The 25,245-nt window shown below is 70.1% G+C and carries 23 protein-coding genes; 14 read left to right on the forward strand and 9 right to left on the reverse strand.

The features are described 5' to 3' along the window. Nucleotide 1: 1 nt before the first annotated feature. From lepB to rpoE, 5 genes are all read right to left on the reverse strand, one after another. Nucleotides 2-820 (reverse strand): signal peptidase I, encoded by an 819-nt coding sequence (gene lepB, locus AC06E6_RS15880; RefSeq protein WP_161614702.1) that lies wholly within the window; start codon nt 818-820, stop codon nt 2-4. 48 nt (nt 821-868) lie between these two features. After that, nucleotides 869-2,662 (reverse strand): translation elongation factor 4, encoded by a 1,794-nt coding sequence (gene lepA / locus AC06E6_RS15885; protein ID WP_161614703.1) that lies wholly within the window; start codon nt 2,660-2,662, stop codon nt 869-871. 154 nt (nt 2,663-2,816) lie between these two features. Next, nucleotides 2,817-4,334: a DegQ family serine endoprotease gene (locus tag AC06E6_RS15890; RefSeq protein WP_312344136.1), complete on the reverse strand. Its 1,518-nt coding sequence runs from the start codon at nt 4,332-4,334 to the stop codon at nt 2,817-2,819. 124 nt (nt 4,335-4,458) lie between these two features. Further along, nucleotides 4,459-5,328, reverse strand: a complete 870-nt coding sequence (locus AC06E6_RS15895) for a sigma-E factor negative regulatory protein (protein ID WP_240211562.1) — start codon at nt 5,326-5,328, stop codon at nt 4,459-4,461. After that, nucleotides 5,325-5,945, reverse strand: coding sequence for an RNA polymerase sigma factor RpoE (rpoE, locus tag AC06E6_RS15900; protein ID WP_104938409.1), 621 nt, complete (start codon nt 5,943-5,945; stop codon nt 5,325-5,327). The genes AC06E6_RS15895 and rpoE overlap by 4 nt, the downstream gene beginning before the upstream one ends. 354 nt (nt 5,946-6,299) lie before the next feature. On the opposite strand from rpoE, the gene AC06E6_RS15905 reads away from it, so the two are divergent. The 12 genes from AC06E6_RS15905 to AC06E6_RS15960 all read left to right on the forward strand — a co-directional run bounded on the left by AC06E6_RS15905 (nt 6,300) and on the right by AC06E6_RS15960 (nt 18,391). Beyond that, entirely contained in the window at nt 6,300-8,363 is a 2,064-nt protein-coding gene (locus AC06E6_RS15905; RefSeq protein ID WP_240211563.1) for a 3-hydroxyacyl-CoA dehydrogenase NAD-binding domain-containing protein, read from the forward strand. 329 nt (nt 8,364-8,692) lie between these two features. Further along, a complete protein-coding gene (azu, locus tag AC06E6_RS15910; RefSeq protein ID WP_161613854.1) occupies nt 8,693-9,151 on the forward strand; it encodes an azurin in 459 nt (152 codons plus the stop codon). A 193-nt stretch (nt 9,152-9,344) separates the two neighbouring features. Next, entirely contained in the window at nt 9,345-10,784 is a 1,440-nt protein-coding gene (ccoN, locus tag AC06E6_RS15915) for a cytochrome-c oxidase, cbb3-type subunit I (RefSeq protein ID WP_104938405.1), read from the forward strand. A gap of 15 nt (nt 10,785-10,799) precedes the next feature. Then, complete coding sequence (gene ccoO / locus AC06E6_RS15920) at nt 10,800-11,429, forward strand: cytochrome-c oxidase, cbb3-type subunit II (protein WP_104938404.1); 630 nt, start codon at nt 10,800-10,802, stop codon at nt 11,427-11,429. Continuing rightward, the gene (locus AC06E6_RS15925) at nt 11,426-11,584 is read left to right on the forward strand and encodes a cbb3-type cytochrome oxidase subunit 3 (RefSeq protein WP_082393911.1); all 159 of its coding nucleotides are present in this window, start codon (nt 11,426-11,428) and stop codon (nt 11,582-11,584) included. The genes ccoO and AC06E6_RS15925 overlap by 4 nt, the downstream gene beginning before the upstream one ends. 5 nt (nt 11,585-11,589) lie before the next feature. Continuing rightward, nucleotides 11,590-12,522 carry a cytochrome-c oxidase, cbb3-type subunit III gene (gene ccoP / locus AC06E6_RS15930; protein ID WP_240211564.1) on the forward strand — a complete coding sequence of 311 codons (933 nt, stop codon included), beginning with the start codon at nt 11,590-11,592 and terminating at the stop codon, nt 12,520-12,522. Continuing rightward, a complete protein-coding gene (locus tag AC06E6_RS15935; protein ID WP_240211565.1) occupies nt 12,519-12,818 on the forward strand; it encodes a hypothetical protein in 300 nt (99 codons plus the stop codon). The genes ccoP and AC06E6_RS15935 overlap by 4 nt, the downstream gene beginning before the upstream one ends. Nucleotides 12,819-12,965: 147 nt before the next feature. Next, nucleotides 12,966-14,516, forward strand: coding sequence for a 4Fe-4S dicluster domain-containing protein (locus AC06E6_RS15940; protein ID WP_240211566.1), 1,551 nt, complete (start codon nt 12,966-12,968; stop codon nt 14,514-14,516). Then, nucleotides 14,513-15,016: a FixH family protein gene (locus tag AC06E6_RS15945; protein WP_240211567.1), complete on the forward strand. Its 504-nt coding sequence runs from the start codon at nt 14,513-14,515 to the stop codon at nt 15,014-15,016. The genes AC06E6_RS15940 and AC06E6_RS15945 overlap by 4 nt, the downstream gene beginning before the upstream one ends. An 8-nt stretch (nt 15,017-15,024) precedes the next feature. Then, nucleotides 15,025-17,454, forward strand: coding sequence for a heavy metal translocating P-type ATPase (locus tag AC06E6_RS15950; RefSeq protein ID WP_240211568.1), 2,430 nt, complete (start codon nt 15,025-15,027; stop codon nt 17,452-17,454). Next, complete coding sequence (gene ccoS / locus AC06E6_RS15955) at nt 17,454-17,663, forward strand: cbb3-type cytochrome oxidase assembly protein CcoS (RefSeq protein ID WP_240211569.1); 210 nt, start codon at nt 17,454-17,456, stop codon at nt 17,661-17,663. Before AC06E6_RS15950 ends, ccoS begins: the two co-directional genes overlap by 1 nt. A gap of 2 nt (nt 17,664-17,665) precedes the next feature. Beyond that, nucleotides 17,666-18,391, forward strand: a complete 726-nt coding sequence (locus AC06E6_RS15960) for a sulfite exporter TauE/SafE family protein (RefSeq protein ID WP_240211570.1) — start codon at nt 17,666-17,668, stop codon at nt 18,389-18,391. A gap of 796 nt (nt 18,392-19,187) precedes the next feature. Here the strand turns inward: AC06E6_RS15960 and AC06E6_RS15965 are convergent. The 4 genes from AC06E6_RS15965 to AC06E6_RS15980 all read right to left on the reverse strand — a co-directional run bounded on the left by AC06E6_RS15965 (nt 19,188) and on the right by AC06E6_RS15980 (nt 22,207). After that, nucleotides 19,188-19,439 carry a hypothetical protein gene (locus tag AC06E6_RS15965; protein WP_240211571.1) on the reverse strand — a complete coding sequence of 84 codons (252 nt, stop codon included), beginning with the start codon at nt 19,437-19,439 and terminating at the stop codon, nt 19,188-19,190. 70 nt (nt 19,440-19,509) lie between these two features. Continuing rightward, entirely contained in the window at nt 19,510-20,460 is a 951-nt protein-coding gene (locus tag AC06E6_RS15970; protein WP_104938397.1) for a cation diffusion facilitator family transporter, read from the reverse strand. A gap of 102 nt (nt 20,461-20,562) precedes the next feature. Continuing rightward, complete coding sequence (dsbG, locus tag AC06E6_RS15975; protein WP_240211572.1) at nt 20,563-21,375, reverse strand: thiol:disulfide interchange protein DsbG; 813 nt, start codon at nt 21,373-21,375, stop codon at nt 20,563-20,565. A 28-nt stretch (nt 21,376-21,403) separates the two neighbouring features. After that, a complete protein-coding gene (locus AC06E6_RS15980) occupies nt 21,404-22,207 on the reverse strand; it encodes a TlpA disulfide reductase family protein (RefSeq protein ID WP_240211573.1) in 804 nt (267 codons plus the stop codon). Between the two features lie 199 nt (nt 22,208-22,406). Here AC06E6_RS15980 and AC06E6_RS15985 point away from each other — a divergent pair, with 199 nt between their 5' ends. Both AC06E6_RS15985 and AC06E6_RS15990 read left to right on the forward strand, forming a co-directional pair. Beyond that, nucleotides 22,407-23,840: a GGDEF domain-containing protein gene (locus AC06E6_RS15985; protein ID WP_240211574.1), complete on the forward strand. Its 1,434-nt coding sequence runs from the start codon at nt 22,407-22,409 to the stop codon at nt 23,838-23,840. Nucleotides 23,841-23,905: 65 nt separating this feature from the next. After that, nucleotides 23,906-25,027 carry a metallophosphoesterase gene (locus tag AC06E6_RS15990; RefSeq protein ID WP_240211575.1) on the forward strand — a complete coding sequence of 374 codons (1,122 nt, stop codon included), beginning with the start codon at nt 23,906-23,908 and terminating at the stop codon, nt 25,025-25,027. Nucleotides 25,028-25,245: the final 218 nt, after the last annotated feature.

Here is a 25,245-nt window from a genome sequence, read left to right on the forward strand (position 1 = left end):
GTTACTGGATGCCCGAGCCGATCCGCGACGGCTCGAAGCCGTCCTTGCAGAACCAGCCGCTGCAGTTGAGCCAGATCAGGAACGCCTTGCCGCGCAGGTTCTGCTCCGGCAGGAAGCCCCAGAAACGGCCGTCGTCGCTGTTGTCGCGGTTGTCGCCCATGACCAGGTACTGGCCCTGCGGCACCTGCCAGTCGCCCTGGCCGGCCGGATTGGCGCGGCCCAGGTACTCCAGCACGGTGTGCGGACGGCCCGGCAACGCCTCGCCGAGCAGGGTGGCGCCATTCATTTCGGCACCGCGGCCCTTGCCCACGTACTCGCCCTTGATCTCGTAGGCCAGCGGCTGCCCGTTGATCGACAGGGTGTCGCCGTGGAAGCCGATGCGGTCGCCCGGCAGGCCGATGACGCGCTTGATGAAATTCTCGCCGCGCTGCGGGTCGCCGGGCATGTCCGGGTGGCCGGGGAACTGGAACACCACCACGTCGCCGCGCTTGGGCTCGCCGGTCGGGATCACCTTGGTGTTGGTGATCGGCAGGCGGATGCCGTAGGCGAACTTGTTGACCAGGATGAAGTCGCCGATCAGCAGGTTGGGCATCATCGAGCTGGACGGGATCTTGTACGGCTCGGCGATGAAGCTGCGCAGCACCAGCACCACCGCCAGCACCGGGAAGAACGCGCGCGAGTAATCGACGAGCGCCGGTTCCTCGCTGTCCAGCAGGCTGCCCTTGGTCGCGCGGCGCTTGGCCAGGAACAGTTTGTCCAGCAGCAGGACCAGGCCCGATCCCAGGGTCAGCACCACCAGGGCGATTTCAAACCATTTCATTCCAGAGTCCTTGAGTGCGGGGACCGGGGGCCGGAGACCCCTGGCCTCTTACTTGTTGTCCATCTGCAGCACGGCCAGGAAGGCTTCCTGCGGGATCTCCACGCGGCCGACCTGCTTCATGCGCTTCTTGCCTTCCTTCTGCTTCTCCAGCAGCTTCTTCTTGCGCGAAACATCGCCACCATAGCACTTGGCCAGCACGTTCTTGCGCATCGCCTTGACCGTGGTGCGGGCGATGATCTGCGAGCCGACGGCGGCCTGGATGGCGACGTCGAACATCTGCCGCGGGATCAGGTCCTTCATCTTCTCGCACAGCTCGCGGCCGCGGCGGTCGGCATGGCTGCGGTGCACGATCAGCGACAGCGCGTCGACCTTGTCGCCGTTGATCAGCACGTCCACGCGCACGAACGGACCGGCCTCGAAGCGCACGAAGTGGTAGTCCAGCGACGCATAGCCGCGGCTGACCGATTTGAGCTTGTCGAAGAAGTCCAGCACCACCTCGGCCATCGGCAGTTCGTAGCTGATCTGCACCTGGCTGCCCAGGTAATTGATGCCGATCTGGGTGCCGCGCTTCTCTTCGCACAGCTTGATGATGTTGCCGATGTACTCCTCGGGAGTGAGCACGTTGGCGCGGATGATCGGCTCGCGGATCTCCTCGACCTGGTTCACCGGGGGCAGCTTGGCCGGGTTATCCATCATCACGATGGAGCCGTCGCTCTTGAGCACCTCGTAGACCACGGTCGGCGCGGTGCTGATCAGGTCCAGGTCGTACTCGCGCTCCAGGCGCTCCTGCACGATCTCCATGTGCAGCATGCCGAGGAAGCCGCAGCGGAAGCCGAAGCCCATCGCCTCGGAGCTTTCCGGTTCGAAGCGCAGCGCGGCGTCGTTCAGGCGCAGCTTGTCCAGTGCCTCGCGCAGGTCCGGGTAGTCCTCGGCGTCGACCGGGAACAGGCCGGCGAACACGCGCGGCTGCATTTCCTGGAAGCCGGGCAGCGGCGCCGGCGCCGGGTCGGCGGCCAGGGTCAGGGTGTCGCCGACCGGCGCGCCGTGCACGTCCTTGATCGACGCGGTGATCCAGCCCACCTCGCCGGCCGACAGTTTGCCGGTGACCTTGCGCTTGGGCGTGAACACGCCCACCGCGTCGACCTGGTGGTTGCGGCCGGTGGACATGACCAGCAGCTTGTCGCCGGTCTTGACCTCGCCCTGCATCACCCGCACCAGCGAGACCACGCCCAGGTAGTTGTCGAACCAGGAGTCGATGATCAGCGCCTGCAGCTTGTCGGTATCGCGCGGGGCCGGCGGCGGGATGCGGTGGACGATGGCCTCCAGCACCTCTTCCACGTTCAGCCCGGTCTTGGCCGACACCGGCACCGCGTCGGTGGCATCGATGCCGATCACCGCCTCGATTTCCGCCTTGGCACGCTCGGTGTCGGCGGTGGGCAGGTCGATCTTGTTCAGCACCGGCACCACTTCCAGGCCCATCTCCACCGCGGTATAGCAGTTGGCCACGGACTGGGCTTCCACGCCCTGCGCCGCGTCCACCACCAGCAGCGCGCCCTCGCAGGCGGCCAGCGAACGGCTGACCTCATAGGAGAAGTCGACGTGGCCGGGGGTGTCGATGAAGTTCAGGTAGTAGGTTTCGCCGTTGCGCGCGGTGTACGGCAACGACACCGACTGCGCCTTGATGGTGATGCCACGCTCGCGCTCGATCGGGTTGTTGTCCAGGACCTGCGCTTCCATTTCGCGCGCGGTCAGGCCGCCGCAGATCTGGATGATGCGGTCGGCCAGGGTGGACTTGCCATGGTCGACGTGGGCGATGATGGAGAAATTGCGGATGTTCCGCATCGAATCGGCAGACATAAGGTGGCGGCGGCGCGTCGCGTCGTCAGGATAACGCGCCATTATCGCACGGCCGGCGGGCAGCCCGCACAGGGCGGCCGCCGCAACGGCAGGGGCCGCCCGGAGGCGGCCCCTGCGTACAGCTTGATGAATATCGGGTTCAGCCGCCGGCACGGACCGCGACGAAGGCGCTGTTGCCGCCCGCGCGCACCAGCAGCATCACCACGTCGCCCTTCTTGTAGCCGGCCAGCTCGCGGTTGAGCGCGGCCACGCTGCCGACCGGGGTACGCCCGACCTGCAGCACCACCATGCCCGGCGCCAGCCGTGCCTCGCGCGCGGCCTGGCTGTTCACGGCGGTGATGCGCACGCCCTCGCCGGCATCCAGGCCCAGCTGGCGGCGCTCGGCGGCGGTCAGGTCGGCCACTTCCAGCCCCAGCAGCGCGTTGGCACCGGCCTGCGGCTTGTCCTCGCCGGCCGTGGCCGGGGCATTGGCCGTGCGCGCGGCGTCCTCGGCCAGTTCGGTCAGGGTCACGGTGATCTCGCGCGGCTTGCCGTCGCGCAGGATGCCCAGCCGCACCTTGCTGCCCGGCGGCATGGCGCCGATCAGCGGCGGCAGGTCGCTGGAGGCGGCGATCTCGGTGCCGTTGACCGAGCGGATGACGTCACCCAGCTGCACACCGGCCTTCGCCGCAGCCGAGTCCTCGACCATCTGGTTGACCAGCGCGCCACGGCTGTCCGGCAGCTTGAAGCCCTGCGCGATGTCGGCGGTCACCGCGCCAACCATCACGCCCAGCTGGCCGCGGCTGACCTTGCCGGTCTTCTTGATCTGCTCCACCGCGCTCATCGCCAGGTCGATCGGAATGGCGAAGCTGATGCCCATGTAGCCACCGGAGGCGGAGAAGATCTGCGAATTGATGCCGACCACCTCGCCGCGGGTGTTGAGCAGCGGGCCGCCGGAGTTGCCCTGGTTGATCGCCACGTCGGTCTGGATGAACGGCACGTAGCGCTGTTCGGCGTAGGGGTTGCTGCGGCCGGTGGCGCTGACGATGCCGGCGGTCACCGAGTGATCCAGGCCGAACGGCGAGCCGATCGCCACCACCCACTGGCCGGGCTTGAGCGTGTTGGAATCGCCCACGCGCACGGTCGGCAGGCCCTTGGCGTCGATCTTCAGCAGCGCCACGTCGTACTGCTGGTCGCTGCCGACGACCTTGGCGTCGAACTCGCGGCGGTCGCTGAGCTTGACCTTGACCGTCTCGGCGCCGTCGATCACGTGGTGGTTGGTGAGCACGTAGCCGTCGGCGGAAATGATGAAGCCCGAGCCCATGCCGCGGCCGCGCGGGCCGTCCTCAGGCGCCTCGCGCGGCATCTGGAAATCCGGCCCGAAGAAGCGCCGGAAGAATTCCGGCATCTGGTCCATGTCCGGTCGTCCACCGCCAGCCATGCGCGGCCCGCGCCGCGCGCCGATGACGGTCTCGACGTTGACCACGCCGGGCCCGACCCGGTCCACCAGCTGGGTGAAGTCGGGCAGGCCGCTGACCAGCTGCGGGGCCGGCGTGGCCGGGCGCGCGGCGACCGCCTGTTCGGCGGGGGCGGTGGGGGCATTGCTCTGGGCGCAGGCGACCAGCGGCAGGGTCATTGCCAGCAGGCCGAACAGCCGCGTGGGGATACGGTGGGTCATCAGACTCGAGCCTCCGATTGGAAAATGAAGAAACACGCTCCGCCCGGCAGTGGCCGCCAGACGGGGAAATCCCGGGAAAAGGTACCCGCCGCACAGCGCCGCGGGCACCTGGACAAACGCCGGCTCAGGGCCGCGCCGGCTGCGCGTCCGGCTGCGCCGGCGCCCCCTGCGGGGGCAGGCGCGGCTCGAACGGGTAGAAGGTCGCACCGCCTTCGGCAGACGCGCTGGCATTCAGGGCATTGCCCGACGACAGCGCCGGCGCCAGGCTCGAGCGCGGCCATGGCCGCGCCTGCAGCACGCTGCCGGGGTCGGCGAACGGGTCATGGCGCACGACCGGCAGCGGCGCCTGCACGGCCACCGCGCGTGCCGGCTCGGCCTGCCGCGCGGCGACGCCGCGTGCCACCTGCTGGTTGCGGGTGGCGCTGCCGCGGCGTGCGGCGGCATCTGCCCGCCGCAGTGCGACGGCGGCCACGGCGGGCGCCGCGGCGGCCAGCCCGGCTTCGGCATCGGAGGTCGTGGCCGGGCCGGCATCGGCGACGACGGGGGTCGCCGGGACCTGCGCCGCGGTGGCGATCACGGTTTCGGGCACGCCCGGCGCCGGCAGCTGTCCGCGCGCCATGAACAGCGCCACGGCCGCGACCGACGCGGCCAGGGCGGCACCGCCGCCCCAGCGCCGCCAGCCCGCGCGACGCGACGGGCGCACGGAGACCGTGCCCCCCTGCTCCGCGTCGGCGGCGATCGCCGCACGGATCCGGCGGTCGAACCCGGCCGGTGCCGGCGCGCAGGCCTGGCCGCGCAGTACGTCGCCCAACAGCTGCCAGCGCTCATGGCAGCCGGACAACTCGTCGTCGTGCTCAAGCCGGCGCAGCAGGAAGCGCGCCTCGTCGGTGGCAAGCTCGCCATCGACCAGCGCCGACAGCTGCTGCCGGTAGTGCAGTTCGAATTTGTCGGCGGCATTGCCCGCCGCCGCATCGACGCGGCCGGAAACATTCATGCGCGGCTCCTCTCGCGGGTGGCGCTGGCGGTGTCCAGCAGGGGACGCAACTGCGCGTCGATGGCTTCGCGGGCACGGAATATCCGCGAGCGCACGGTGCCGATCGGGCACCCCATTTTCTGTGCGATTTCCTCGTAGCTCATGCCTTCCACCTCTCGCAACGTGATGGCCGAACGCAGCTCCTCGGGAAGCGCGTCGACCGCCTTCATCACGGTCTGTTCCAGTTCCTGCCGCATCAGTTCGCGCTCGGGCGTGTCGGTATCGCGCAGGCGCGCGCCGGCGTCGAACTGTTCGGCATCGCCGATCTCGACGTCGTCGGTGGGCGGGCGCCGGTTGTGTGCGGCAAGGTAGTTCTTGGCGGTATTCACTGCGATTCGATGCAACCAGGTATAGAACTGGGCGTCGCCACGGAAATTCCCGATCGCGCGATAGGCGCGGACGAAAGTGTCCTGGGCCACGTCCTGACATTCACTCCAGTCGGCGATGTAGCGCCCGATCAGCGCGACGATGCGGTGCTGGTACTTGCGCACCAGGACATCGAACGCCGCGCTCTCGCCGCGCTGCACGCGCCGGACCAGCTCCAGATCCAGCTCCTGCGGTGTTTCAACCTCGGCCATGCGGGGCCGCACTCCTGTCAGCCCAACCGACGTCGGGCAATGAGACCGCCTGGGGCGGAAAAAGTTCAGCGTCCCGTCCCCGGAGCGCCGCGCCGTCCTTCAGAGCATGTTTACCTTGCGGCCGCCAGGCCCGGGCCGGCGCGCACTGCACCCGAGCATAGCGGCTGCCCTGCGCGCGCCGCCGTGACGCGCGCGCACGGGATGTAGACATGCTGCAACCCGCGTTCGGATAGCCTGTCGCTGGCGACCGGCCGGCGCGAACGCGCCTGCCTCCCCAGCATTGGGATTTGACGCCGGGGAAACAACCTCTGGATCATAGCGATCTTCTCCATACACAACCGGATGGAACGTCCCATGCTTTCAGGTTTCGATGGGCTCCGCTTCACTCACTGGCAGGCCGAAATCCGCGACGACGGCGTCGTCGTGCTGGCCCTGGACCGCCGCGACAGTCCGGTCAACGCGATGTCCCAGGACGTGCTGCTGGAACTGGGCGACATCGTCGAACGGCTGGCGATCGACCCGCCCAGGGGGGTGGTGATCCGCTCGGCCAAGGCCGCCGGCTTCATTGCCGGGGCGGACCTGAAGGAGTTCCAGGAGTTCGACCGCCGCGGCACCGTCAATGACGCCATCCGCCGCGGCCAGTCCACCTACCAGAAGCTGGCCGAGCTGCCCTGCCCCACCGTGGCCGCGATCCACGGCCACTGCCTGGGCGGCGGCACCGAGCTGGCCCTGGCCTGCCGCTACCGCGTGGCCTCCAGCGATCCATCCACCCGCATCGGCCTGCCCGAGACCCAGCTGGGCATCTTCCCGGGCTGGGGCGGCAGCGCGCGCCTGCCGCGCCTGGTCGGCGCACCGGCGGCGATGGACATGATGCTGACCGGACGCACCCTGTCGGCGTCGGCCGCCCGTGGCATCGGCCTGGTCGACAAGGTCGCCGCCCCGGCGGTACTGGTCGACGCGGCGGTAGCGCTGCTGCAGTCAGGCGTGACCCGGCCGTTCAGGCAACGCGCCACCGCCTGGGCCACCAATACCTGGCTGGCGCGCAGGATCCTGGCCCCGCAGATGGCCAGGCAGGTCGCGCGCAAGGCCAGGAAGGAGCATTACCCGGCGCCGTACGCGCTGATCTCGACCTGGGAACGCAGCGGCGGCAGCGGCATCCAGGCGCGGCTGGACGCCGAGCGCCGCGCGGTGGTCAAGCTGGCCGGCGGCCCGACCGCGCGCAACCTGATCCGCATCTTCTTCCTGACCGAGCGGCTCAAGGCCCTGGGCGGCAAGGAATCGGACATCCGCCACGTGCACGTGGTCGGCGCCGGGGTGATGGGCGGCGACATCGCCGCGTGGGCGGCCTACAAGGGGTTCGACGTGACCCTGCAGGACCGCGAACAGCGCTTCATCGACCCGGCCATGGCCCGTGCCCAGGTGCTGTTCGAGAAAAAGGTGAAGGACCCGGCCAGGCGCGCGGATGTCGCCGCCCGGTTGAAGGCCGATCTGGCCGGCGACGGCGTGGCCCAGGCCGACCTGGTGATCGAGGCGATCATCGAGAACCCGGAAGCCAAGCGCGCGCTGTACCAGGCGCTGGAGCCGCGGCTGAAGGCCGACGCGCTGCTGACCACCAACACCTCCTCGATCCCGCTGGACGAACTGCGCGAACACATCGCGCAGCCGGCCCGGTTCGCCGGCCTGCACTACTTCAATCCGGTGGCGCAGATGCCGCTGGTGGAGATCATCCACCACGACCGCATGGCGCCGCAGACCGGACAGCGGCTGGCCGCGTTCTGCAAGGCGCTGGGCAAGTTCCCTGTGCCGGTGGCCGGCACCCCGGGGTTCCTGGTCAACCGGGTGCTGTTCCCGTACATGCTGGAAGCGGCCACCGCCTATGCCGAAGGCATCCCCGGCCCGGTGATCGACCGCGCCGCGGTGAAGTTCGGCATGCCGATGGGCCCGATCGAACTGCTCGACACCGTCGGCCTGGACGTGGCTGCCAGTGTCGGCCGCGAGCTGGCGCCGTTCCTGGGCCTGCAGATCCCGGCCGCGCTGGCGTCCGTGGACGCCGGCAAGCGCGGCAAGAAGGACGGCCAGGGCATCTACAAATGGGAGAACGGGCGCGCGGTGAAGCCGGAGGTGGTCAAGGACTACCAGGCGCCGTCGGACCTGGAGGACCGCCTGATCCTGCCGCTGCTCAACGAGGCGGTCGCCTGCCTGCACGACGGCGTGGTCGCCGATGCCGACCTGCTCGATGCCGGGGTGATCTTCGGCACCGGCTTCGCGCCGTTCCGCGGTGGCCCGATCCAGCACATCCGCGCCACCGGCGCCGACGCTCTGGTGGAAAAACTCAGGACCCTGCAGGCCCGCCACGGCGACCGTTTCGCGCCGCGTCCGGGCTGGGACATGCCGGTACTGCGCACGCCCGTGGCCTGACCGCTGGCGGCGGTCGCCCTCCCCGGGCCGCGCCATGCCCCCGGGGGACGCCGCTTTTGCGCTTTTGCGCTTTTGCGCTTTTGCGCTTTTGCCTTTTTGCTCCTTTGCTCCCTCATGCGTTCGCCGCGGCTTCCGCGGCGTCGACCGCGCATCCGGGGGAAGCACGCCGAACGCGCCGATGCCGGCCACCGCCGGCTTGATTGACCCAGATCAAGGAAATCCGGCGCGTCTGGACCGACCCTATGCGCGTCGCCCGGCACACGCCTGCGCCGGGCCGTGACGGTCAGGCCGCACGCTGCGTCCACACATATCCCACAGGAGCAACACCCATGAAAACCTCGCGCCGTCTTCTCCTCGCCCTGGCCCTTGTCGGTGCCGCGGGCGCGGCCCAGGCTGCCGGCAACTGCACCGTTTCGCTCAAGGGCAACGACGCGATGCAGTTCGATCTCAAGGAAGCCACCGTCTCGGCCGGCTGCGCCACGATCACCCTCGAACTGACCCATACCGGCAAGCTCCCGGCCACCGCCATGGGCCACAACGTGGTGGTGTCCACCACCGCCGACATGGCCGGCGTCAACCGTGACGCGATCCGCGCCGGCGTGGCCAACAACTACGTGCCGGCCAAGGACGCCCGCGTGATCGCCCACACCAGCCTGATCGGCGGCGGGCAGAAGACCCAGGTGCGCTTCCCGGGCAACAAGCTCACCGCCGGCGGCGACTACAGCTTCTACTGCTCGTTCCCCGGCCACTCGGCCATGATGAAGGGCAAGCTGGTCGTAACCCGCTGATTCTGCTGCACCTGGACGGAGGCCCGGGCGACCCTGTCGCCCGGGCCTCCGTCATATACTGTTCAGGATGGCATCCACGGGGAAGGATCCATGGATGGCCGCAACCGCCCGGGACACGGATTGATTCAAGTCAATGCCCGGAGTGCTCCACACGGGGGATGATTTTCCCCGTTCAGACCGAGGATCAGGCCGCATGCAAAGCGTGCAGGGGACGTATAACGACAAGGTGGTGCGCCAGTTCGCGGTGATGACCGTGGTCTGGGGCATCGTGGGGATGCTGGTGGGCGTGATCATCGCCGCCCAGCTTTACTGGCCGACGCTCGGCGAAGGCATACCGTGGCTGGGCTACGGGCGGCTGCGACCGCTGCACACCAATGCGGTGATCTTCGCCTTCGGTGGCTGCGCGCTGTTCGCCACCAGCCTGCACGTGGTGCAGCGTACCTGCCACGTCCGGCTGATATCGGACAAACTGGCGGCCTTCGTGTTCTGGGGCTGGCAGCTGGTGATCGTGGCCGCGGCCATCACCCTGCCGCTGGGTTACACCCAGGGCAAGGAATACGCCGAGCTGGAATGGCCGATCGACATCCTGATCGCCGCGGTGTGGGTGGCCTACGCGGTGCTGTTCATCGGCACCATCGCCAAGCGCCGGGTCAAGCACATCTATGTGGCGAACTGGTTCTACGCCAGCTTCATCATCGCCATCGCGCTGCTGCACATCGTCAACAACATCTCCATGCCGGCCGGCGCGACCAAGTCCTACTCGGTCTACAGCGGCGCGGTGGACGCGATGGTGCAGTGGTGGTACGGCCATAACGCGGTGGGCTTCTTCCTGACCGCCGGCTTCCTGGGAATGATGTACTACTTCGTGCCCAAGCAGGCCGGCCGCCCGGTGTACTCCTACCGGCTGTCGATCGTGCACTTCTGGGCGCTGATCGCGGTCTACATGTGGGCCGGCCCGCACCACCTGCAGTACACGGCCCTGCCCGACTGGGCGCAGTCGCTGGGCATGGTGTTCTCGCTGATCCTGCTGGCCCCGTCGTGGGGTGGCGCGATCAACGGCGTGCTGACCCTGTCCGGCGTATGGCACAAGCTGCGCACCGACCCGATCCTGAAGTTCCTGATCGTGGCCGTGTCGTTCTACATGATCGCCACCTTCGAAGGCCCGATGATGTCGATCAAGACGGTCAACTCGCTGTCCCACTACACCGACTGGACCGTGGGCCACGTCCACGCCGGCGCACTGGGCTGGGTGGCGATGATCTCGATCGGCTCGATCTACGCGCTGATGCCCAAGCTGCTGGGCCGCGAGCAGATGTATTCGGTCAAGGCCATCGACACGCACTTCTGGCTGCACACCATCGGCGTGGTGCTGTACATCGCCTCGATGTGGATCGCCGGCGTGATGCAGGGCCTGATGTGGCGCGCGACCAATGACGACGGCACCCTGACCTACACCTTCGTCGAATCGCTGAAGTTCACCTATCCGTACTACCTGATCCGCCTCGGCGGCGGCCTGGTGGTGCTGAGCGGCATGTGCCTGATGGCCTGGAACGTCTGGCGTACCTGGCGTACCGCCCCCGCGATCGAACCGCAGCCGCTGCTGCCCGTCGACGCCTCCGAAGTGCGTGCCTGAGGAGGAAGGAACCCCATGAGCGAGAACAAGAATCCCCACGAGAAAGTCGAGAAGAACGTCGGCCTGATGGCGGTGCTGATCGCGGTCGCCGTGTCGTTCGGCGGCCTGGCCGAGATCGTGCCGCTGATGTTCCAGGCCGAGGCGATCAAGCCGCTGGAGGGCGTCGAGCCCTACCCGGCGCTGGAACTGGCCGGCCGTGACGTCTACGTCCGCGAGGGCTGCTACAACTGCCATTCGCAGATGGTGCGCACCCTGCGCTTCGAGACCGAGCGCTACGGCCACTACTCGCTGGCCGGCGAATCGGTCTACGACCGCCCCTTCCAGTGGGGCAGCAAGCGCACCGGCCCGGACCTGGCGCGTGTCGGCGGCCGTTATTCCGACGCCTGGCACCGCGTGCACCTGATCAATCCGCGCGACGTGGTGCCGGAGTCGAACATGCCCAGCTTCCCGTGGCTGGAGAAGAACCAGGTCGACGGCGCCACCGTGGCCCGGCACATGAGCGCGCTCAAGGCGCTGGGCGACCCGTACAGCGACGAGCAGATCGCCAGCGCCGCCGAGGACGTCAAGGGCAAGACCGAGCTGGATGCGGTCGTGGCCTACCTGCAGGGACTGGGCCGTCATGCGCCGCGGGGAGGCCAGCCATGATCTCCGGCATCGTGACCGCGCTGCTGCTGGTGCTGTTCGTCGGCGGCTGGATCTGGGCCTGGAGCCCGAAGCGCAAGCGTGAGTTCGAGGATGCGGCACGCCTGCCGCTGGAAGATGACAACGTGCAATACGGCAACGGGGGAGAGCGCGGATGATGAGCATGGGATGGACGTGGTACGTCATCGCCCTGGTTGCGCTGAACATCCTGGGCTGCGTGTGGCTGCTCTGGTGGACCGCACGCCGCCGCCCGGGCGACCCGAAGCCCGAGGACACGCTGCACACCTGGGACGGTGACATCACCGAGTACAACAAGCCGCTGCCGCGCTGGTGGATCAACCTGTTCTACCTGACCATCTTCTTCAGCATCGGCTACCTGTTCTGGTACGGCGGGCTGGGCAACATCCCCGGTTACAGCGGCTGGACCTCCAAGGGAGAGCACGCCAAGGAGAAGGCCATCGAGGACGCCAAGCTCGAGCAGACCTTCAAGCCGTATGCCGGCAAGCCGATCGACCAGCTGGCCAAGGATCCCAAGGCGCTGGCGCTGGGCCGCTCGATCTTCGGCAACACCTGCGCCACCTGCCACGGCTCCTCGGGCCAGGGTGCCATCGGCTACCCGAACCTGACCGACGACATCTGGCACTGGGGTGGCTCGCCCGAGCGCATCCTGGAAACGGTGCTGGACGGCCGCGAAGGCATCATGCCCGAGTGGGGCACCGTGCTCACCGGCATGGGCGGCCCGGAGGCGATCGACTACACCATCGCCTACGTGCGCACCCTGTCGGCCCCGGAGACCCTGCAGAACAACTACATGGCCGCCCGCGGCAAGAAGCTCTACGAGGGCGTCTGCGTGGCCTGCCATGGGGTCGACGGCAAGGGCAACCAGGACATCGGCGCGCCGGACCTGACCGACAACTACTGGCTCTACGGCAACAGCCGCGAAAGCCTGTACAAGACGATCACCGAAGGCCGCCACGGCAGCATGCCGGCGCACCGCGAACTGCTCGGCGAGACCCGGGTCCGGCTGGTCGCTGCCTATGTCTGGTCGTTGTCGCATAATCAGGCGGACACCCCGGCAGGCACGAGCGCAAAGTGACCGACTTCAGCGAGCCACGCTTCGACCACCCCCCACGTCCGCTGACCCAGCGCGTGGGGGCCATCGCCTGGCCCAGCTTCTTTGCCGCCGGCGTGGCGACGATGGTGTTCTTCGCCTTCGTCGACCCGCTGACGCTGCGCGACATGACCTTCCCCGACCTGCCCATTTCACGCGAGCTCGGCTATACGCTGGGCTTCGCCATGTTCTGGCTGGCCACCGCGTCCTCCAGCCTGTTCACCTGGATCCTGCTGCGGCCCGCCAGCCGCTTCAACCGCGCCCTGCCGCCGGATCGCTGAGCGGCGGCTGCGACAATCCGTCGCTTCCTTGCCTCCGTTACGGACCGATACTGAGCGCTCCCGCGCAGCAACACGCCCCGCAGACCCCATGACCGCTTACCGCCCGTTCCCGCTCCCTCCCCCGCCAGCCCCCATGGAACGCACGCCATGAGCAAGCGCATTCCGCTGGATGTCGTGGACGAACAGGGCAATTCGTTCTACGTCAGCGAGCGCAAGGTCTACCCGCGCGATGTCTCGGGCCGCTTCAACCGCCTGCGGGTGGCCGCGGTGGTGTGGCTGTTGGGCATGTACTACGTGTTCCCGTGGCTGTCGTGGGACGGCCGCCAGGCGGTGCTGTTCGACCTGCCCGCGCGCAAGTTCTACATCTTCGGGCTGGTGTTCTGGCCGCAGGACTTCCTGTTCCTGGCGCTGCTGCTGATCATCGCGGCGATGACCCTGTTCTTCTCGACCGCGCTGTCCGGCCGGCTGTGGTGCGGCTATGCCTGCCCGCAGACGGTGTGGACCGAGACCTTCCTGTGGATGGAGCGCTGGACCGAGGGCGACCGCCCGCGGCGGATGAAACTCGACGCCGGCCCGTGGAACCGCGAAAAGGTGCTGCGCAAGGGCAGCAAGCACCTGCTGTGGCTGCTGTTCGCGCTGTGGACCGGGTTCACCTTCGTCGGCTTCTTCACCCCGATCAAGGACCTGGGCGCACGCCTGCTGCCGTTCGAATGGGGCGGCTGGGAGACCTTCTGGGTACTGTTCTACGCGCTGGCCACCTGGGGCAACGCCGGCGTCCTGCGCGAGCAGGTGTGCAAGTACATGTGCCCGTATGCGCGCTTCCAGAGCGCGATGTTCGACCGCAACACGCTGCTGATCGCCTACGACCCGATGCGCGGCGAACCGCGCGGCCCGCGCAAACGCGGCCTCGGCAGCGTGCTGGAGCGCGCACGCGGCCTGCTGATCCCGTCGGTCGCCTATGACTACGTGTTCCGTGCCGGCCGCCATCCGTCCGCCGCCACCCAGGCCGCCCACGCCAAGGGCACGATCACCTGGGACGGCGACCTGGCCGAAGTCGCGCCGCTGCCGAAATTCGCGCCCGAGGAACTGGGCGACTGCATCGACTGCACCATCTGCGTGCAGGTCTGCCCGACCGGCATCGACATCCGCAACGGCCTGCAGTACGAATGCATCGCCTGCGGCGCCTGCATCGACGCCTGCGACGAAGTCATGGACAAGATGGGCTACCCGCATGGCCTGATCCGCTACTCCACGCAGAACGCCATCGACGGCAAGCCGACCCGCGTGCTGCGCCCGCGCATCTTCGTCTACGGCCTGCTGCTGCTGGGCCTGTGCAGCGCCTGGGTGTGGGGCGTGGGCCACCGCAGCGAGCTGATCGCCGAAGTCCTGCGCGACCGTAATGCGCTGTACCGGCAGTCCGCCGACGGCACCATCGCCAACGACTACACGCTCAAGCTGATCAACAAGAGCCAGGAGACGCGGCGTTACCGCATCACCCTGGAGCCTGCCGACGCCGGCCTGCGCCTGCAGGGCCAGACCGAGGTCCAGGCCGGCCCCGAGCAGGTGCTGCCGGTGGCACTGAACGTGGTCGCCGACGGCCAGGTCAGCGGCCGCCGCGCGCTGCGCTTCGTGGTCGAGCGCGAGGGGGGCGACGAGAAGCGCGTCGTCGAAAGCAGTTTCTTTGGTCCGGTGCAATGAACGAACGTCCGAAATCCCCCTGGCGGGTCCCCGTGTTCTGGCTGGTGGTCGGCCTGCCGCTGCTGTCGATCGTGGCCGGTGTCGGACTGGTGATCGTTGCCGTGCGTTCCGGCGGCGCCGATGTCGTGTCCGACCCGGTACAGCGCGTGTCGCAGATCCAGACCACCGACCTGGGGCCGGATGAAGCGGCCGCCAAGCTGGGCCTGAGCGCGGTGCTGCGGGTCGAGGACGGCGTGGTCGAAGTGCTGCCGGCCACCGGCAGGTTCGCCAGCGCGGCGGCGCTGCAGCTGGTGCTGGAACACCCCACCCGGCAGTCCGACGACCTGCGCCTGGAACTGCTGCCGCAGGGCCCGGGCTGGCGCGTCGAGCAGGCGGTGGACGGCGAGCACGACTGGGTCGTGCAGCTGCGCGACGCCGACGGCCGCTGGCGCCTGCACGGCCGGCTGCCGAAACAGCAGCACGCCGCACGCCTGTCCCCCTCGCTGGGCGGGGCACACTGAGCCCGGACGTGATCGCCGATCCGGCGCGGTCGCCCGCCGTCATGGCGGCCACCGGCACCTGCCACCACTGCGGCGAAGCACTGCCGGCCCAGCCCCACATGGCGGCGCTGGGCGGCGGCACGCACGCGTTCTGCTGCCACGGCTGCGCCGCCGCCGCCGAGTGGATCGCCAGCGCCGACCTGGACGGGTACTACCGCCTGCGCAGCGCCAATGCCGCGCGCGTCGGCGAGGACCTGCCCGACCTTGCGGTCTGGGACCGCGCCGACGTGCAGGCCGAGCACAGCCGCCCGGTCGACGGCGGCCGCGAGATCACCCTGCTCACCGACGGCATGCGCTGCGCGGCCTGCGCGTGGCTGATCGATCGCGCGCTGGCGCGCGAGCCGGGCGTGATCGACTGCGGCGCCAACGCCGTCACCGGCCGCATCCGCATCGCCTGGGACCCGGCGCGGACCGCGCTGTCGGCGCCGCTGCGGCGGCTGGCGATGCTCGGCTACCGCCCGTACCTGGCCGGCAGCGAGGCCGCCGAGCGGCAGCGCACCCGCGAACGCCGGCGCTGGCTGCTGCGGCTGGGCATCGCCGGCCTGGGCATGCTGCAGGCGATGATGCTGGCCGAGGCGCTGTACCTGGACTTCAACAGCACCATGCCGGTGCCGACCCGCGATTTCTTCCGCTGGCTGACGTTCCTGCTGTGCACGCCGGTGGTGTTCTATTCCGGCTGGCCGTTCCTGTCCGGGGCAATGCGCGAACTGCGCGAACGCCGCCTGGGCATGGATGTGCTGATCGCCAGCTCGACCCTGCTCGCCTATTTCGCCAGCCTGTTCGAGACCCTCCGCGGCGGCCCGCATGTCTGGTACGACGCGGCGGTGATGTTCGTGTTCCTGCTGCTGGCCGCGCGCATGCTGGAGCAACGCGCGCGCGCGGTGGCCAGCGCCCAGGTCGACGCGCTGGCCCGCGCGCGCCCGGCGTTCGCCACCCGCGAGCGCGCCGACGGCCAGCGCGAGGCGGTACCGCTGGCGGCACTGAGCGTCGGCGACGTGGCCTGCGTGGCCGCCGGCGAGGCGGTACCGGCCGACGGCGTGCTGCTCGGCGGCGACGGCGACGAGGCATGGTTCGAGGAAGCGCTGTTGACCGGCGAATCCGAACCGGTACGCAAGCAACCCGGTGAGCCGGTCTATGCCGGCACCGTATGCCGCGAGCGTCCGGCGCGGCTGCGCGTCACCCTCACCGGCACCGCCACCCGCCTGTCACAGCTGGCGCGGCTGGTCGAACAGGCGCAGGCGCACCGGCCGGCGCTGGCGCGGCTGGCCGACCGCATCGGCAGCCGCTTCGTGCTGGCGCTGCTGCCGGTGGCGCTGGTCGTGTTCGCCGGCTGGTGGCATTACCAGCCCGAACGCGCACTGGAAGTCACCCTCGCCCTGCTGGTGATCAGCTGCCCCTGCGCGCTGTCGCTGTCGGTGCCGGCGGCACTGGCCACCGCGCATGGCGCGCTGGCGCGCATCGGCCTGCTGGCGGTACGCGCGGACGCGATGGATACGCTGGCACGCGCCACCGACATCGTGTTCGACAAGACCGGCACGCTCAGCGACGGCCGCCCGGTGCTGGCCGCCACCCAGGTGCTGGATGCGTCGCTGGATGCGGCCGCCGCGCTGGATATCGCCGCCGCACTGGAGCGCGACAGCGGCCACCCGCTGGCCGCCGCCTTCACCCGCGGCAATGCCGCCGCGCTGCCCGCCACGCAGGTCCAGGCGGTTCCCGGGCGCGGCGTGCAGGGCATGGTCGATGGCCGCCACTGGCGCCTGGGCCGGGCCGATTTCGCCGCCGCGCAGCCCGACGACGGTGCGCTGTGGCTCGGCGACGGCCAGCGCGCCGCCGCCCGCTTCGTGCTGGAAGAACGCGCCCGCGACGACGCAGCGCAGGCGCTCGCCGCGCTGCGCGCGCAGGGCCTGCGCGTGCACCTGGCCAGCGGCGACGGCGAAGCGGCGGTGCGGCGCATGGCCGCGGCGCTGGGGCTGGACGATGCCCACGCGCGGCAGTCGCCGGAGGACAAGCTGGCGCTGGTGCGGCGCCTGCAGGCCGAAGGCCGGGTGGTGGCGATGGTCGGCGACGGCCTCAACGACGCGCCGGTGCTGGCGGGCGCCGACGTTTCCATCGCCATGGGCGAAGGCGCCTCGCTGGCGCACCGCGCCGCCGACCTGGTCACCACCGGCGGCGGCCTGCGCCGGATTCCGGCCGCGGTCACCCTGGCGCGTGCCACCCAGCGCATCATCCGCCAGAATCTGGCCTGGGCCACCGGCTACAACCTGCTGGCGCTGCCGCTGGCCGCGGCCGGCTGGGTCACGCCGTGGCTGGCGGCGCTGGGCATGGCGCTGTCGTCGCTGATCGTCACCCTCAACGCGCTGCGCCTGGCGCGGCTCAAGACCCCCACGGAGGCACCCTGATGGCCATCCTGCTGATGTTGATCCCGATCAGCCTGGTGCTGCTGGGCGCGGCCGTGGGCGCCTTTGTCTGGGCAGTCAAGCGCGGCCAGTTCGATGACCTCGACACCCCCGCGCTGGACATCCTGGAAGACAACGACCGCCCCGCGCCGCCCCCGGTCCAGGCGGGCGACGACCGCCGCGGCAGCGCGGACCCGGCCCGCGAAGACTGACCGTGTTGCCACTGGACATCCCGGTCCTGACCGCCGCGTTCGTCGCCGGGTTGCTCGGCGGGCTGCACTGCGCGGTGATGTGTGGCGGCATCGCCACCGGCTTCCCGGCGATGGCCCCGGGCCGTGCCCTGGGCGTGGCCTGGCAGGCCAATCTCGGCCGCGTCAGCGGCTACACCGTGGCCGGCGCGCTGGCCGGCGGACTGGGCGGCGGCATCCTGCGGCTGGCACGCAGCGACACCCTGGCGCTGGGCGTGCGCGTCGCCGCCGGCCTCGCCCTGGTGCTGCTGGCGCTGCGCCTGCTCGGCCGCGGCGGCCGCCTGGACCTGCTGGCCCGTCCCGGCCAGCAGCTGTGGCAATGGCTGCGGCCGCTGCACCGGCACCTGCTGCCGGCGGACCGCGCCTGGCGCCGCCTGGCGCTGGGTGCGCTGTGGGGCTGGATGCCGTGCGGCCTGAGCCTGAGCCTGCTGAGCGTGGCCTGGCTGCAGGCCAACGCACTGGGCGGCGCGCTGGTGATGGCGGTATTCGGCCTGGCCACCCTGCCGGTGATGGTGCCGCTAACCTGGTCCGGCACGCGCATCGGCCGTGGGCTGCAACGCCCGGGCCTGCGCATGGCGCTGGCCGGTTTCATCCTCGCCGCCGGCCTGCTGACCATCGCCGCCCCATGGCTGATGCAGGTACCGGCCCTGCATGGCGTACTCAGCGCGCTGGGCTGCATTCCCCGGCATTGACGACTTGCCGGGTGGAGACACCGGCACCTGCGCGGAGATGCGGGCTTGCCCCGCATGGGGCTTTTTCCGTTGGGGCAACAGCGTGCGAGGCAAGCCTCGCACCTACCGCGTCAATGCCGGCGGTGGTTGGATCCTGTCGATGATCGGTGGTCGGGACCTCGTACGATCCGCGCACGGCGCAGGCGGGCGCCCACCTGCGCAGGTGCCGGGCTTGCCCCGCATGGGGCTTTTTCCGTTGTGGCAACAGCGTGCGAGGCAAGCCTCGCACCTGCCGCGTCAATGCTGGCGGTGGTTGGATCCTGTCGATGATCGGTGGTCGGGACCTCGTACGATCCGCGCACGGCGCAGGCAGGCGCCCACCTGCGTAGGTGCGGGGCTTGCCCCGCATGGGCCTTTCCGTTGTGGCAACAGCGTGCGAGGCAAGCCTCGCACCTGCCGCGTCAATGCCGGCGGTGGTTGGATCCTCTCGATGATCGGTGGTCGGGACCTCGTACGATCCGCGCACGGCGCAGGCAGGCGCCCACCTGCGTAGGTGCGGGGCTTGCCCCGCATGGGCCTTTCCGTTGGGGCAACAGCGTGCGAGGCAAGCCTCGCACCTACCGCGTCAATGCCGGCGGTGGTTGGATCCTCTCGATGATCGGTGGTCGGGACCTCGTACGATCCGCGCACGGCGCAGGCAGGCGCCCACCTGCGCAGGTGCGGGGCTTGCCCCGCATGGGCCTTTCCGTTGTGGCAACAGCGTGGGAGGCAAGCCGCGCACCTGCCGTGGCAAGGCCGGCGGTGGTGACCGCGCTGATCAATCCCCTGCCGGACCGCCGGCCCTGGCCATGAACGAGGGCAGCCGGCCCTTCAGCGCGACATGGCCGAACAGGCATACGGCATACAGTGCGCCGAGCAGGGACACCGGCAGCCAATAATCAAACGGGATGCGGCCGATGGCGACCTGATGCACCCGATACGCCATCGCCGCCATGCCCATCAGCGCCAGCGCGGCACAGAGCGAACGCAGCACGAGGCGCGAATCGACGATTTCCTGCGCGGTTTTCATGCACGGCCTCCGCTGCCCGGTGTCCTGCCGCGAGGATACGCCGCTTCCCGCCAGCCGCCGGCAACGCCGCTCAATGCCCGTGATCGTGGCCGTCGTGGTCGCCATCGGCGTGCGCGCCCTGCCGCGCGTGCACGGCGCAGGCATCGCCACAATGGTCGGCCTCCACCTGCAGGGTCACGTGGTCGATGCCGAAGCGCTCGTGCAGCATGGCGGCCAGGGTGCGCCGCAGCGTGTCCGCGTCCTGGCCGGTGGCCGCCGTCACCACGTGCGCGGTCAACGCCGGCGTGCTCGAGCCCAGCGCCCAGACATGCAGGTCGTGGATGTCGGTGACGCCGGCATGGCCGCGCAGCGCCTGCTCCACCTCGGCCAGCGCGATGCCCTTGGGCACGCCTTCGAGCAGCACGTTCAGCGCGTCGCGCAGCAGCACCCAGGTGCGCGGCAGCACCCACAGGCCGATCAGCACGGCGAGGATCGGGTCGACCAGGGTCCAGCCGGTGAAGCGGATGATCAGCGCGGCGATGATCACCGCCACCGAGCCGAGCATGTCGCTCCACACTTCCAGGTAGGCGCCCTTGACGTTCAGGCTCTCGCCGCTGCCGGCGCTGAGCAGGCGCATGGCGATCAGGTTGACCAGCAGGCCGAAGCCGGCCACCCACAGCATGCCGGTGGAGGCGATGGGCTGCGGCGCGCGGAAGCGGCCCACGGCCTCCCACAGGATGTACAGGCCGACCGCGAACAGCAGGCCGCCGTTGGCCAGCGCGCCCAGCGCTTCCAGCCGCGCGTAGCCATAGGTGCGGCGCGCGTCGGCCGGGCGCCGGCTGAGCCGCACCGCGGTCAGCGCGATCACCAGCGCCAGCGCGTCGGTGGCCATGTGCGCGGCATCGGACAACAGCGCCAGGCTGTTGGTCATGAACGCACCGACCACCTCCACCACCAGGTAGGACGAGGTCAGCGCCAGCGCCCACCACAGGGGCTTTTCGTGGCGTATCTCGCTGGGGACGTGGTTGTGGTCGTGGCTCATGGCGGGCTCCGTGCAGGACCCCGCCAGCTTAGTCAGCCCGGCGCGGCGGAGACTATTACATCGCCGCCGGCCGCCATGGCGCGGTGCCCGCGGGCGCCGCGATCAGCGCGGCCCCAGCACCGCCTGCAGGTCATCGCCCTGCGGCAGGCCCGAGCGCGTCTGCACGCTGCCGTCGGCGTCCTTGAACACGATGCCCGGCGTGCCCTGGAACCCGAGCTCCAGCATCGCCAGTTCGTTGTCGCGCAGCTTGGCCTCGATCGCGGCCGGCACCTTGGCCACGCCCTTGATCCCGCCGCGGGAAAAGTCGCGTTCGTTCTGCTGCAGCGCCTGCTCCGGCGACGCCGCGCCGAGGATCGCCGCGGCCTTGTTGGCGCTGTCCTCGCGGATCACGCCCACCAGGATCTGCCGGATCTGCACCTTGCCCGATTCCACCCACGGCCGCGCCGCCTCCCAGAAGCGGTTGCAGTACGGGCAGTTGGGGTCGCTGAAGGCGTACACGATGCGCGGCGCGTCGGCCTTGCCGTCGGCCACCCAGTGGCTGGCCTCGACCCGCTGCCACAGCTTGGCGCCCATCGGCCCGGACACCAGCGCCTTGAGCCTGGCGGCACCGACGTCTTCGCCCTTGGCATTGACCAGGGTGCCGACGATCGCATGCTGCCCGTCGCTGGACACGTACACCGCCAGCGGCCGCTGCCCGGCGACGCCGGCGTAGCCGGTCAATCCCACCGGCGTGTCGAACGTGCCCATGAACTCCACGCCCTGCCCGCGCAGGGTCTTGACCACCTCCGGCTCGGCGGTGGCGGTAGTGCCTGCCGGCGGGGATGCCGGTGGCGTGGCACCGCCGTCGCGGGCACAGGCAACCGGCGCCAGCAATGTGGCCGAGAGCAGGAACAGGAGCGGACGGGAACGGGTCATCACATATCTCACGGAAGGAATCGGGAAGTCATTGCAGCTCGCGCAGGCGCGCCTCCAGCGTGGCCCGCGACAGTTCGCCCATGTGCGCGCGGCGCAGCCGGCCATCGGCGTCGAAGAACAGCGTGGTCGGCAGCGCGCGCGCGCCGGTCAGGCGCATCAGCTCCGACTCCGGATCCAGCAGGATGTTCCCCGGCGCCAGCATTTCGGCGCGCAGGTAATCGGCCACCTCGCCGGCGTCCTCGCCCTGGTTGGCGAACACGAAGGCCACCTGCGGATGCTCCGCCTGCGCGCGCGCCAGGGTCGGCATCTCGCGCCGGCACGGGCCGCACCAGCTCGCCCACAGGTTGATCACCAGCGGTCTGCCGGCATGCGTGGACAGCGGCACCGCGGCGCCCTGCATGTCGGTGAGCACGATGTCGGGCAGGACGATGGTGGAGCGCTGCACCGCGAACAGCGCCATGCCGCCGACCAGCCAGAACACGGCGCCCGCGGCCAACCCGAGCAGCACCGGCCTGCGTGGCGCCTGGCGCCGGGTCCGCCACAGCGCGTACACCGCGGCCACGACCACGCCAGCCCCCACCGAGTACCCACCATCGCCCAGGCGGATGATCGACAGCGGCTGCGGCAGGTAGTCCGTGGCATGCCACAGCACATGCACCACGCGCGCGCCCAGCACCCCGAGCAGGAACGCGTCGAGCACCACCGCGCCGGCGCGGCGGCGTCCGCCATCGGCGGCGCTGGCAACGCCGCGCGCGAACAACCAGGCGATCAGGGCCGCGATCAGACCCAGCACTGCCATCAGCGGAAACGGCCCGGCGCTGATCACGGACATGGCGCGCCTCCGAGCGGCGGGCAAAGCTGAACGGGGACGAGCCGGATCATGTGCAGCGGCTGCGGACGCGCCGGCGGAAAAACGGGGGCAAAAGCGCTGGACGACACGTTGGCATGGACCGTTGCGGATAAGCCCTCAAACAGTAGCCGCTACGGCCGATAATGTCTCTTCGCCCCCGACACGTCCCCCCGCCATCGCCATGCCCAACACCGCTCCTGCCCGCGCCGACCACGACGACAACAGCCTTGCCGCGGACTGGCGCAGGAACCTGGTCGAGGCCGGCCCCGAAGCCACGCAGGTGCTGGCGGCGCTGGCGGAAACCGACGCGGCGGCGATGGCGGTGCATTTCTACCAGGTGATGATGGGCGACCCGCGCGCCTCGCGCCTGCTGTCGCACGAGCAGGTGCGCACGCGCCTGCAGCCGGCGATGCAACGCTGGGTGAACGGCCTGCTGCGCGCCACGCCGGACGACGTCGAGGGGCTGATCGCCGCGCAGCGGGTGATCGGCGACGTGCATGCCCGCGTCGGCATCCCGGTGGACCTGGTGACGCGCGGCACCCGCGTGCTCAAGCAGCGCCTGTTCCAGTCCATCGCCGCACTGGCCGGCCATGGCCAGGTCGCGCATGCGGCCGTGGCCAGCCTCACCGCCTCGTTCGACATCGCGCTGGAAGGCATGACCCTAGCTTATTCCAACGCGCGCGAACGCTCCTCGCGTACCGATGCCGCCTACCGCCTGTTCTCGCTGGTGCAGAACGTCGGCACCGAGCGCGAGCGCCAGCGCGCGCTGCTGCTGGACTGGGAAAACACCCTGCTCTACGCCCTGGCGAGCCAGTGCGACACCGCCGGCTTCCCGTCGCTGGCCGGCTCGGAGTTCGGGCTGTGGTTCACCCACAAGGGCGTGCCCAGCTTTGGCGAAAGCGCCGAAACCCGGCAGATCTGCGAACTCATCGGCGAAATCGACAACGCCCTGCAGCAGACCCTGCGCGGCGAGAACGATCCGCGCGTGCGCGCCATCCAGCTGCAGGACATCCGCAGCCGCGTCAGCCAGGTCCGCAGCCTGCTGGGCATGCTGTTCGAACGCATCGGCGAACTCGACGCCGGCTGCGACACGCTGACCAACCTGCTCAACCGGCGCTTCCTGCCCACCGTGCTGCGCCGCGAAATCGAACTGGCGGCCAAATCGCAGAGCAGCTTCGCGGTGCTGCTGCTGGACCTGGACCACTTCAAGGCGATCAACGACGAACACGGCCACGAAGTGGGCGACCGCGCGCTGCAGCACGTAGCCACCATCCTCGGCCAGTTCACCCGCGGCAGCGACTACGTGTTCCGCTACGGCGGCGAGGAATTCGTGGTGGTGCTGGTGGCGGTGGACGAGCCGCAGGCGCTGGTGATCGCCAACAGCCTGTGCCGGCGCGTGGCCGAGTCGCCGGTGGCGCTGGCCAATGGCGATGCGCTGGCGATCACCACCAGCATCGGCGTGGCCGTGCATGACGGCCATCCGGACTACGAGCGGGTCATGGCCCGTGCCGACGCGGCGATGTACCAGGCCAAGAAGCGCGGCCGCAACCGCGTGGTGCTGGCCGACGGCTCGCTGCCGGAAGCGCCGGGACGGATCGCCCTGCAGCGCGGCTGAGCGGACGCGGGCCAGCGCACCGGGCACGTGGCATGATCGGGCTGCCACCGCCACAGGAAAGCCCGATGCCGACTTGCCGCCCGTCGTTCCGCCGCATGCTCCTGGCCTGCTGGGTGCTGCTCGCCAGCACCGCCGCGCTGGCCGCCCCGCCGCTGGCCGAGCCCGCGCATGTCGATGCCGACGGTCCCTACGTGTTCCGGGAAAACGGCCATCTGCGCGCCCGCTGGATCTGCGACGACGCGGTGCAGGAGCAGGTATGGGACGACGCGCAGGCGACGGTTGCGGCGCGCTGCGGCTATCCGCACCCGGTCGCGGTGGCGCCACCGCTGCCGGTGGCCACGGCGGTACTGCCGCAGGCCGCGCGCATCGTCGCCGTGTCCGACATCCACGGCCAGTACGGCCTGCTGGTGAAACTGCTGCGCGCCCACGGCGTCATCGACGAACAGGACCGCTGGACCCTGGGCCGCGACACGCTGGTGATCGCCGGCGACGTGTTCGACCGCGGGCCGCAGGTCACCGACGTGTTCTGGCTGCTGTACGGCCTGCAGCAGCAGGCCACCGCGGCCGGCGGTGCGGTGCATTTCGTGCTCGGCAACCACGAGACCATGGTGCTGTACGACGACCTGCGCTACGTCAACCCCAAGTACCTGCGCAGCGCGCGGCTGCTCGGTCGCAGCTACCCGCAGCTGTACGGCGCCGATTCGGTGATCGGGCAGTGGCTGCGCACCCGCCCGGTGCTGCTGCGGGTCGGCGACACGCTGTTCCTGCACGGCGGCATCTCCCCCGAGGCGCTGCAGCTGGCCCTGGACCCGGCCGCCACCAATGCCGCCTACCAGGCATCGCTCGGGCGCCCCAAGGCGGAGGTCAAGGCCGATCCGGCCACCGCGCCGCTGTACGACGGCAAGACCAGCCCGATCTGGTACCGCGGCTACTTCGACGGCCGCTTGGATACCGCCGGCGTGCAGGCCCTGCTCGAGCGGCTGGGGCTGGAGCGCATCGTCGTCGGCCATACCTCGATGGCGCACGTGAGCACCTTCCACGGCGGCCGCGTCATCGCCATCGACAGCAGCATCAAGAACGGCGACAACGGCGAACTGCTGTTCATCGAAAACGGGAAGCTCAGCCGCGGCCTGCTCGACGGCACCCGGGCACCACTGGCCGAGGGGACGCCCGACGCGGACGGCTGAGCCGCCGTACGGTGCCTCGCGCCGCCCTCGCCGCACCATGCGGCCGGCCGGCGCGCGCTGTACGCGCCATCCTGCCCCGCCGGTCCCGCCCGCGCCGCCCATGAACGCGCGGTCGCCGCGTGACTGGCGTTCCAGAAACGACTGCCTCCACCCAGGTTTCACACCCCCGTCATGAAACCCGCGCCAGCCTGACCAGGCGGGCGTCGCCGGACATCGGG

This window comes from Stenotrophomonas sp. Steno-Z10-HUANG (assembly GCF_056393075.1).

What these genes read in the sequence shown, in the direction of transcription:
- lepB (WP_161614702.1), bottom strand. Translation starts at nt 820, where the DNA reads ATGAAATGGTTTGAAATCGCCCTGGTGGTGCTGACCCTGGGATCGGGC.
- lepA (WP_161614703.1), bottom strand. Translation starts at nt 2,662, where the DNA reads ATGCGGAACATCCGCAATTTCTCCATCATCGCCCACGTCGACCATGGC.
- AC06E6_RS15890 (WP_312344136.1), bottom strand. Translation starts at nt 4,334, where the DNA reads ATGACCCACCGTATCCCCACGCGGCTGTTCGGCCTGCTGGCAATGACC.
- AC06E6_RS15895 (WP_240211562.1), bottom strand. Translation starts at nt 5,328, where the DNA reads ATGAATGTTTCCGGCCGCGTCGATGCGGCGGCGGGCAATGCCGCCGAC.
- rpoE (WP_104938409.1), bottom strand. Translation starts at nt 5,945, where the DNA reads ATGGCCGAGGTTGAAACACCGCAGGAGCTGGATCTGGAGCTGGTCCGG.
- AC06E6_RS15905 (WP_240211563.1), top strand. Translation starts at nt 6,300, where the DNA reads ATGCTTTCAGGTTTCGATGGGCTCCGCTTCACTCACTGGCAGGCCGAA.
- azu (WP_161613854.1), top strand. Translation starts at nt 8,693, where the DNA reads ATGAAAACCTCGCGCCGTCTTCTCCTCGCCCTGGCCCTTGTCGGTGCC.
- ccoN (WP_104938405.1), top strand. Translation starts at nt 9,345, where the DNA reads ATGCAAAGCGTGCAGGGGACGTATAACGACAAGGTGGTGCGCCAGTTC.
- ccoO (WP_104938404.1), top strand. Translation starts at nt 10,800, where the DNA reads ATGAGCGAGAACAAGAATCCCCACGAGAAAGTCGAGAAGAACGTCGGC.
- AC06E6_RS15925 (WP_082393911.1), top strand. Translation starts at nt 11,426, where the DNA reads ATGATCTCCGGCATCGTGACCGCGCTGCTGCTGGTGCTGTTCGTCGGC.
- ccoP (WP_240211564.1), top strand. Translation starts at nt 11,590, where the DNA reads ATGGGATGGACGTGGTACGTCATCGCCCTGGTTGCGCTGAACATCCTG.
- AC06E6_RS15940 (WP_240211566.1), top strand. Translation starts at nt 12,966, where the DNA reads ATGAGCAAGCGCATTCCGCTGGATGTCGTGGACGAACAGGGCAATTCG.
- AC06E6_RS15945 (WP_240211567.1), top strand. Translation starts at nt 14,513, where the DNA reads ATGAACGAACGTCCGAAATCCCCCTGGCGGGTCCCCGTGTTCTGGCTG.
- ccoS (WP_240211569.1), top strand. Translation starts at nt 17,454, where the DNA reads ATGGCCATCCTGCTGATGTTGATCCCGATCAGCCTGGTGCTGCTGGGC.
- AC06E6_RS15965 (WP_240211571.1), bottom strand. Translation starts at nt 19,439, where the DNA reads ATGAAAACCGCGCAGGAAATCGTCGATTCGCGCCTCGTGCTGCGTTCG.
- AC06E6_RS15970 (WP_104938397.1), bottom strand. Translation starts at nt 20,460, where the DNA reads ATGAGCCACGACCACAACCACGTCCCCAGCGAGATACGCCACGAAAAG.
- dsbG (WP_240211572.1), bottom strand. Translation starts at nt 21,375, where the DNA reads ATGACCCGTTCCCGTCCGCTCCTGTTCCTGCTCTCGGCCACATTGCTG.
- AC06E6_RS15980 (WP_240211573.1), bottom strand. Translation starts at nt 22,207, where the DNA reads ATGTCCGTGATCAGCGCCGGGCCGTTTCCGCTGATGGCAGTGCTGGGT.
- AC06E6_RS15985 (WP_240211574.1), top strand. Translation starts at nt 22,407, where the DNA reads ATGCCCAACACCGCTCCTGCCCGCGCCGACCACGACGACAACAGCCTT.
- AC06E6_RS15990 (WP_240211575.1), top strand. Translation starts at nt 23,906, where the DNA reads ATGCCGACTTGCCGCCCGTCGTTCCGCCGCATGCTCCTGGCCTGCTGG.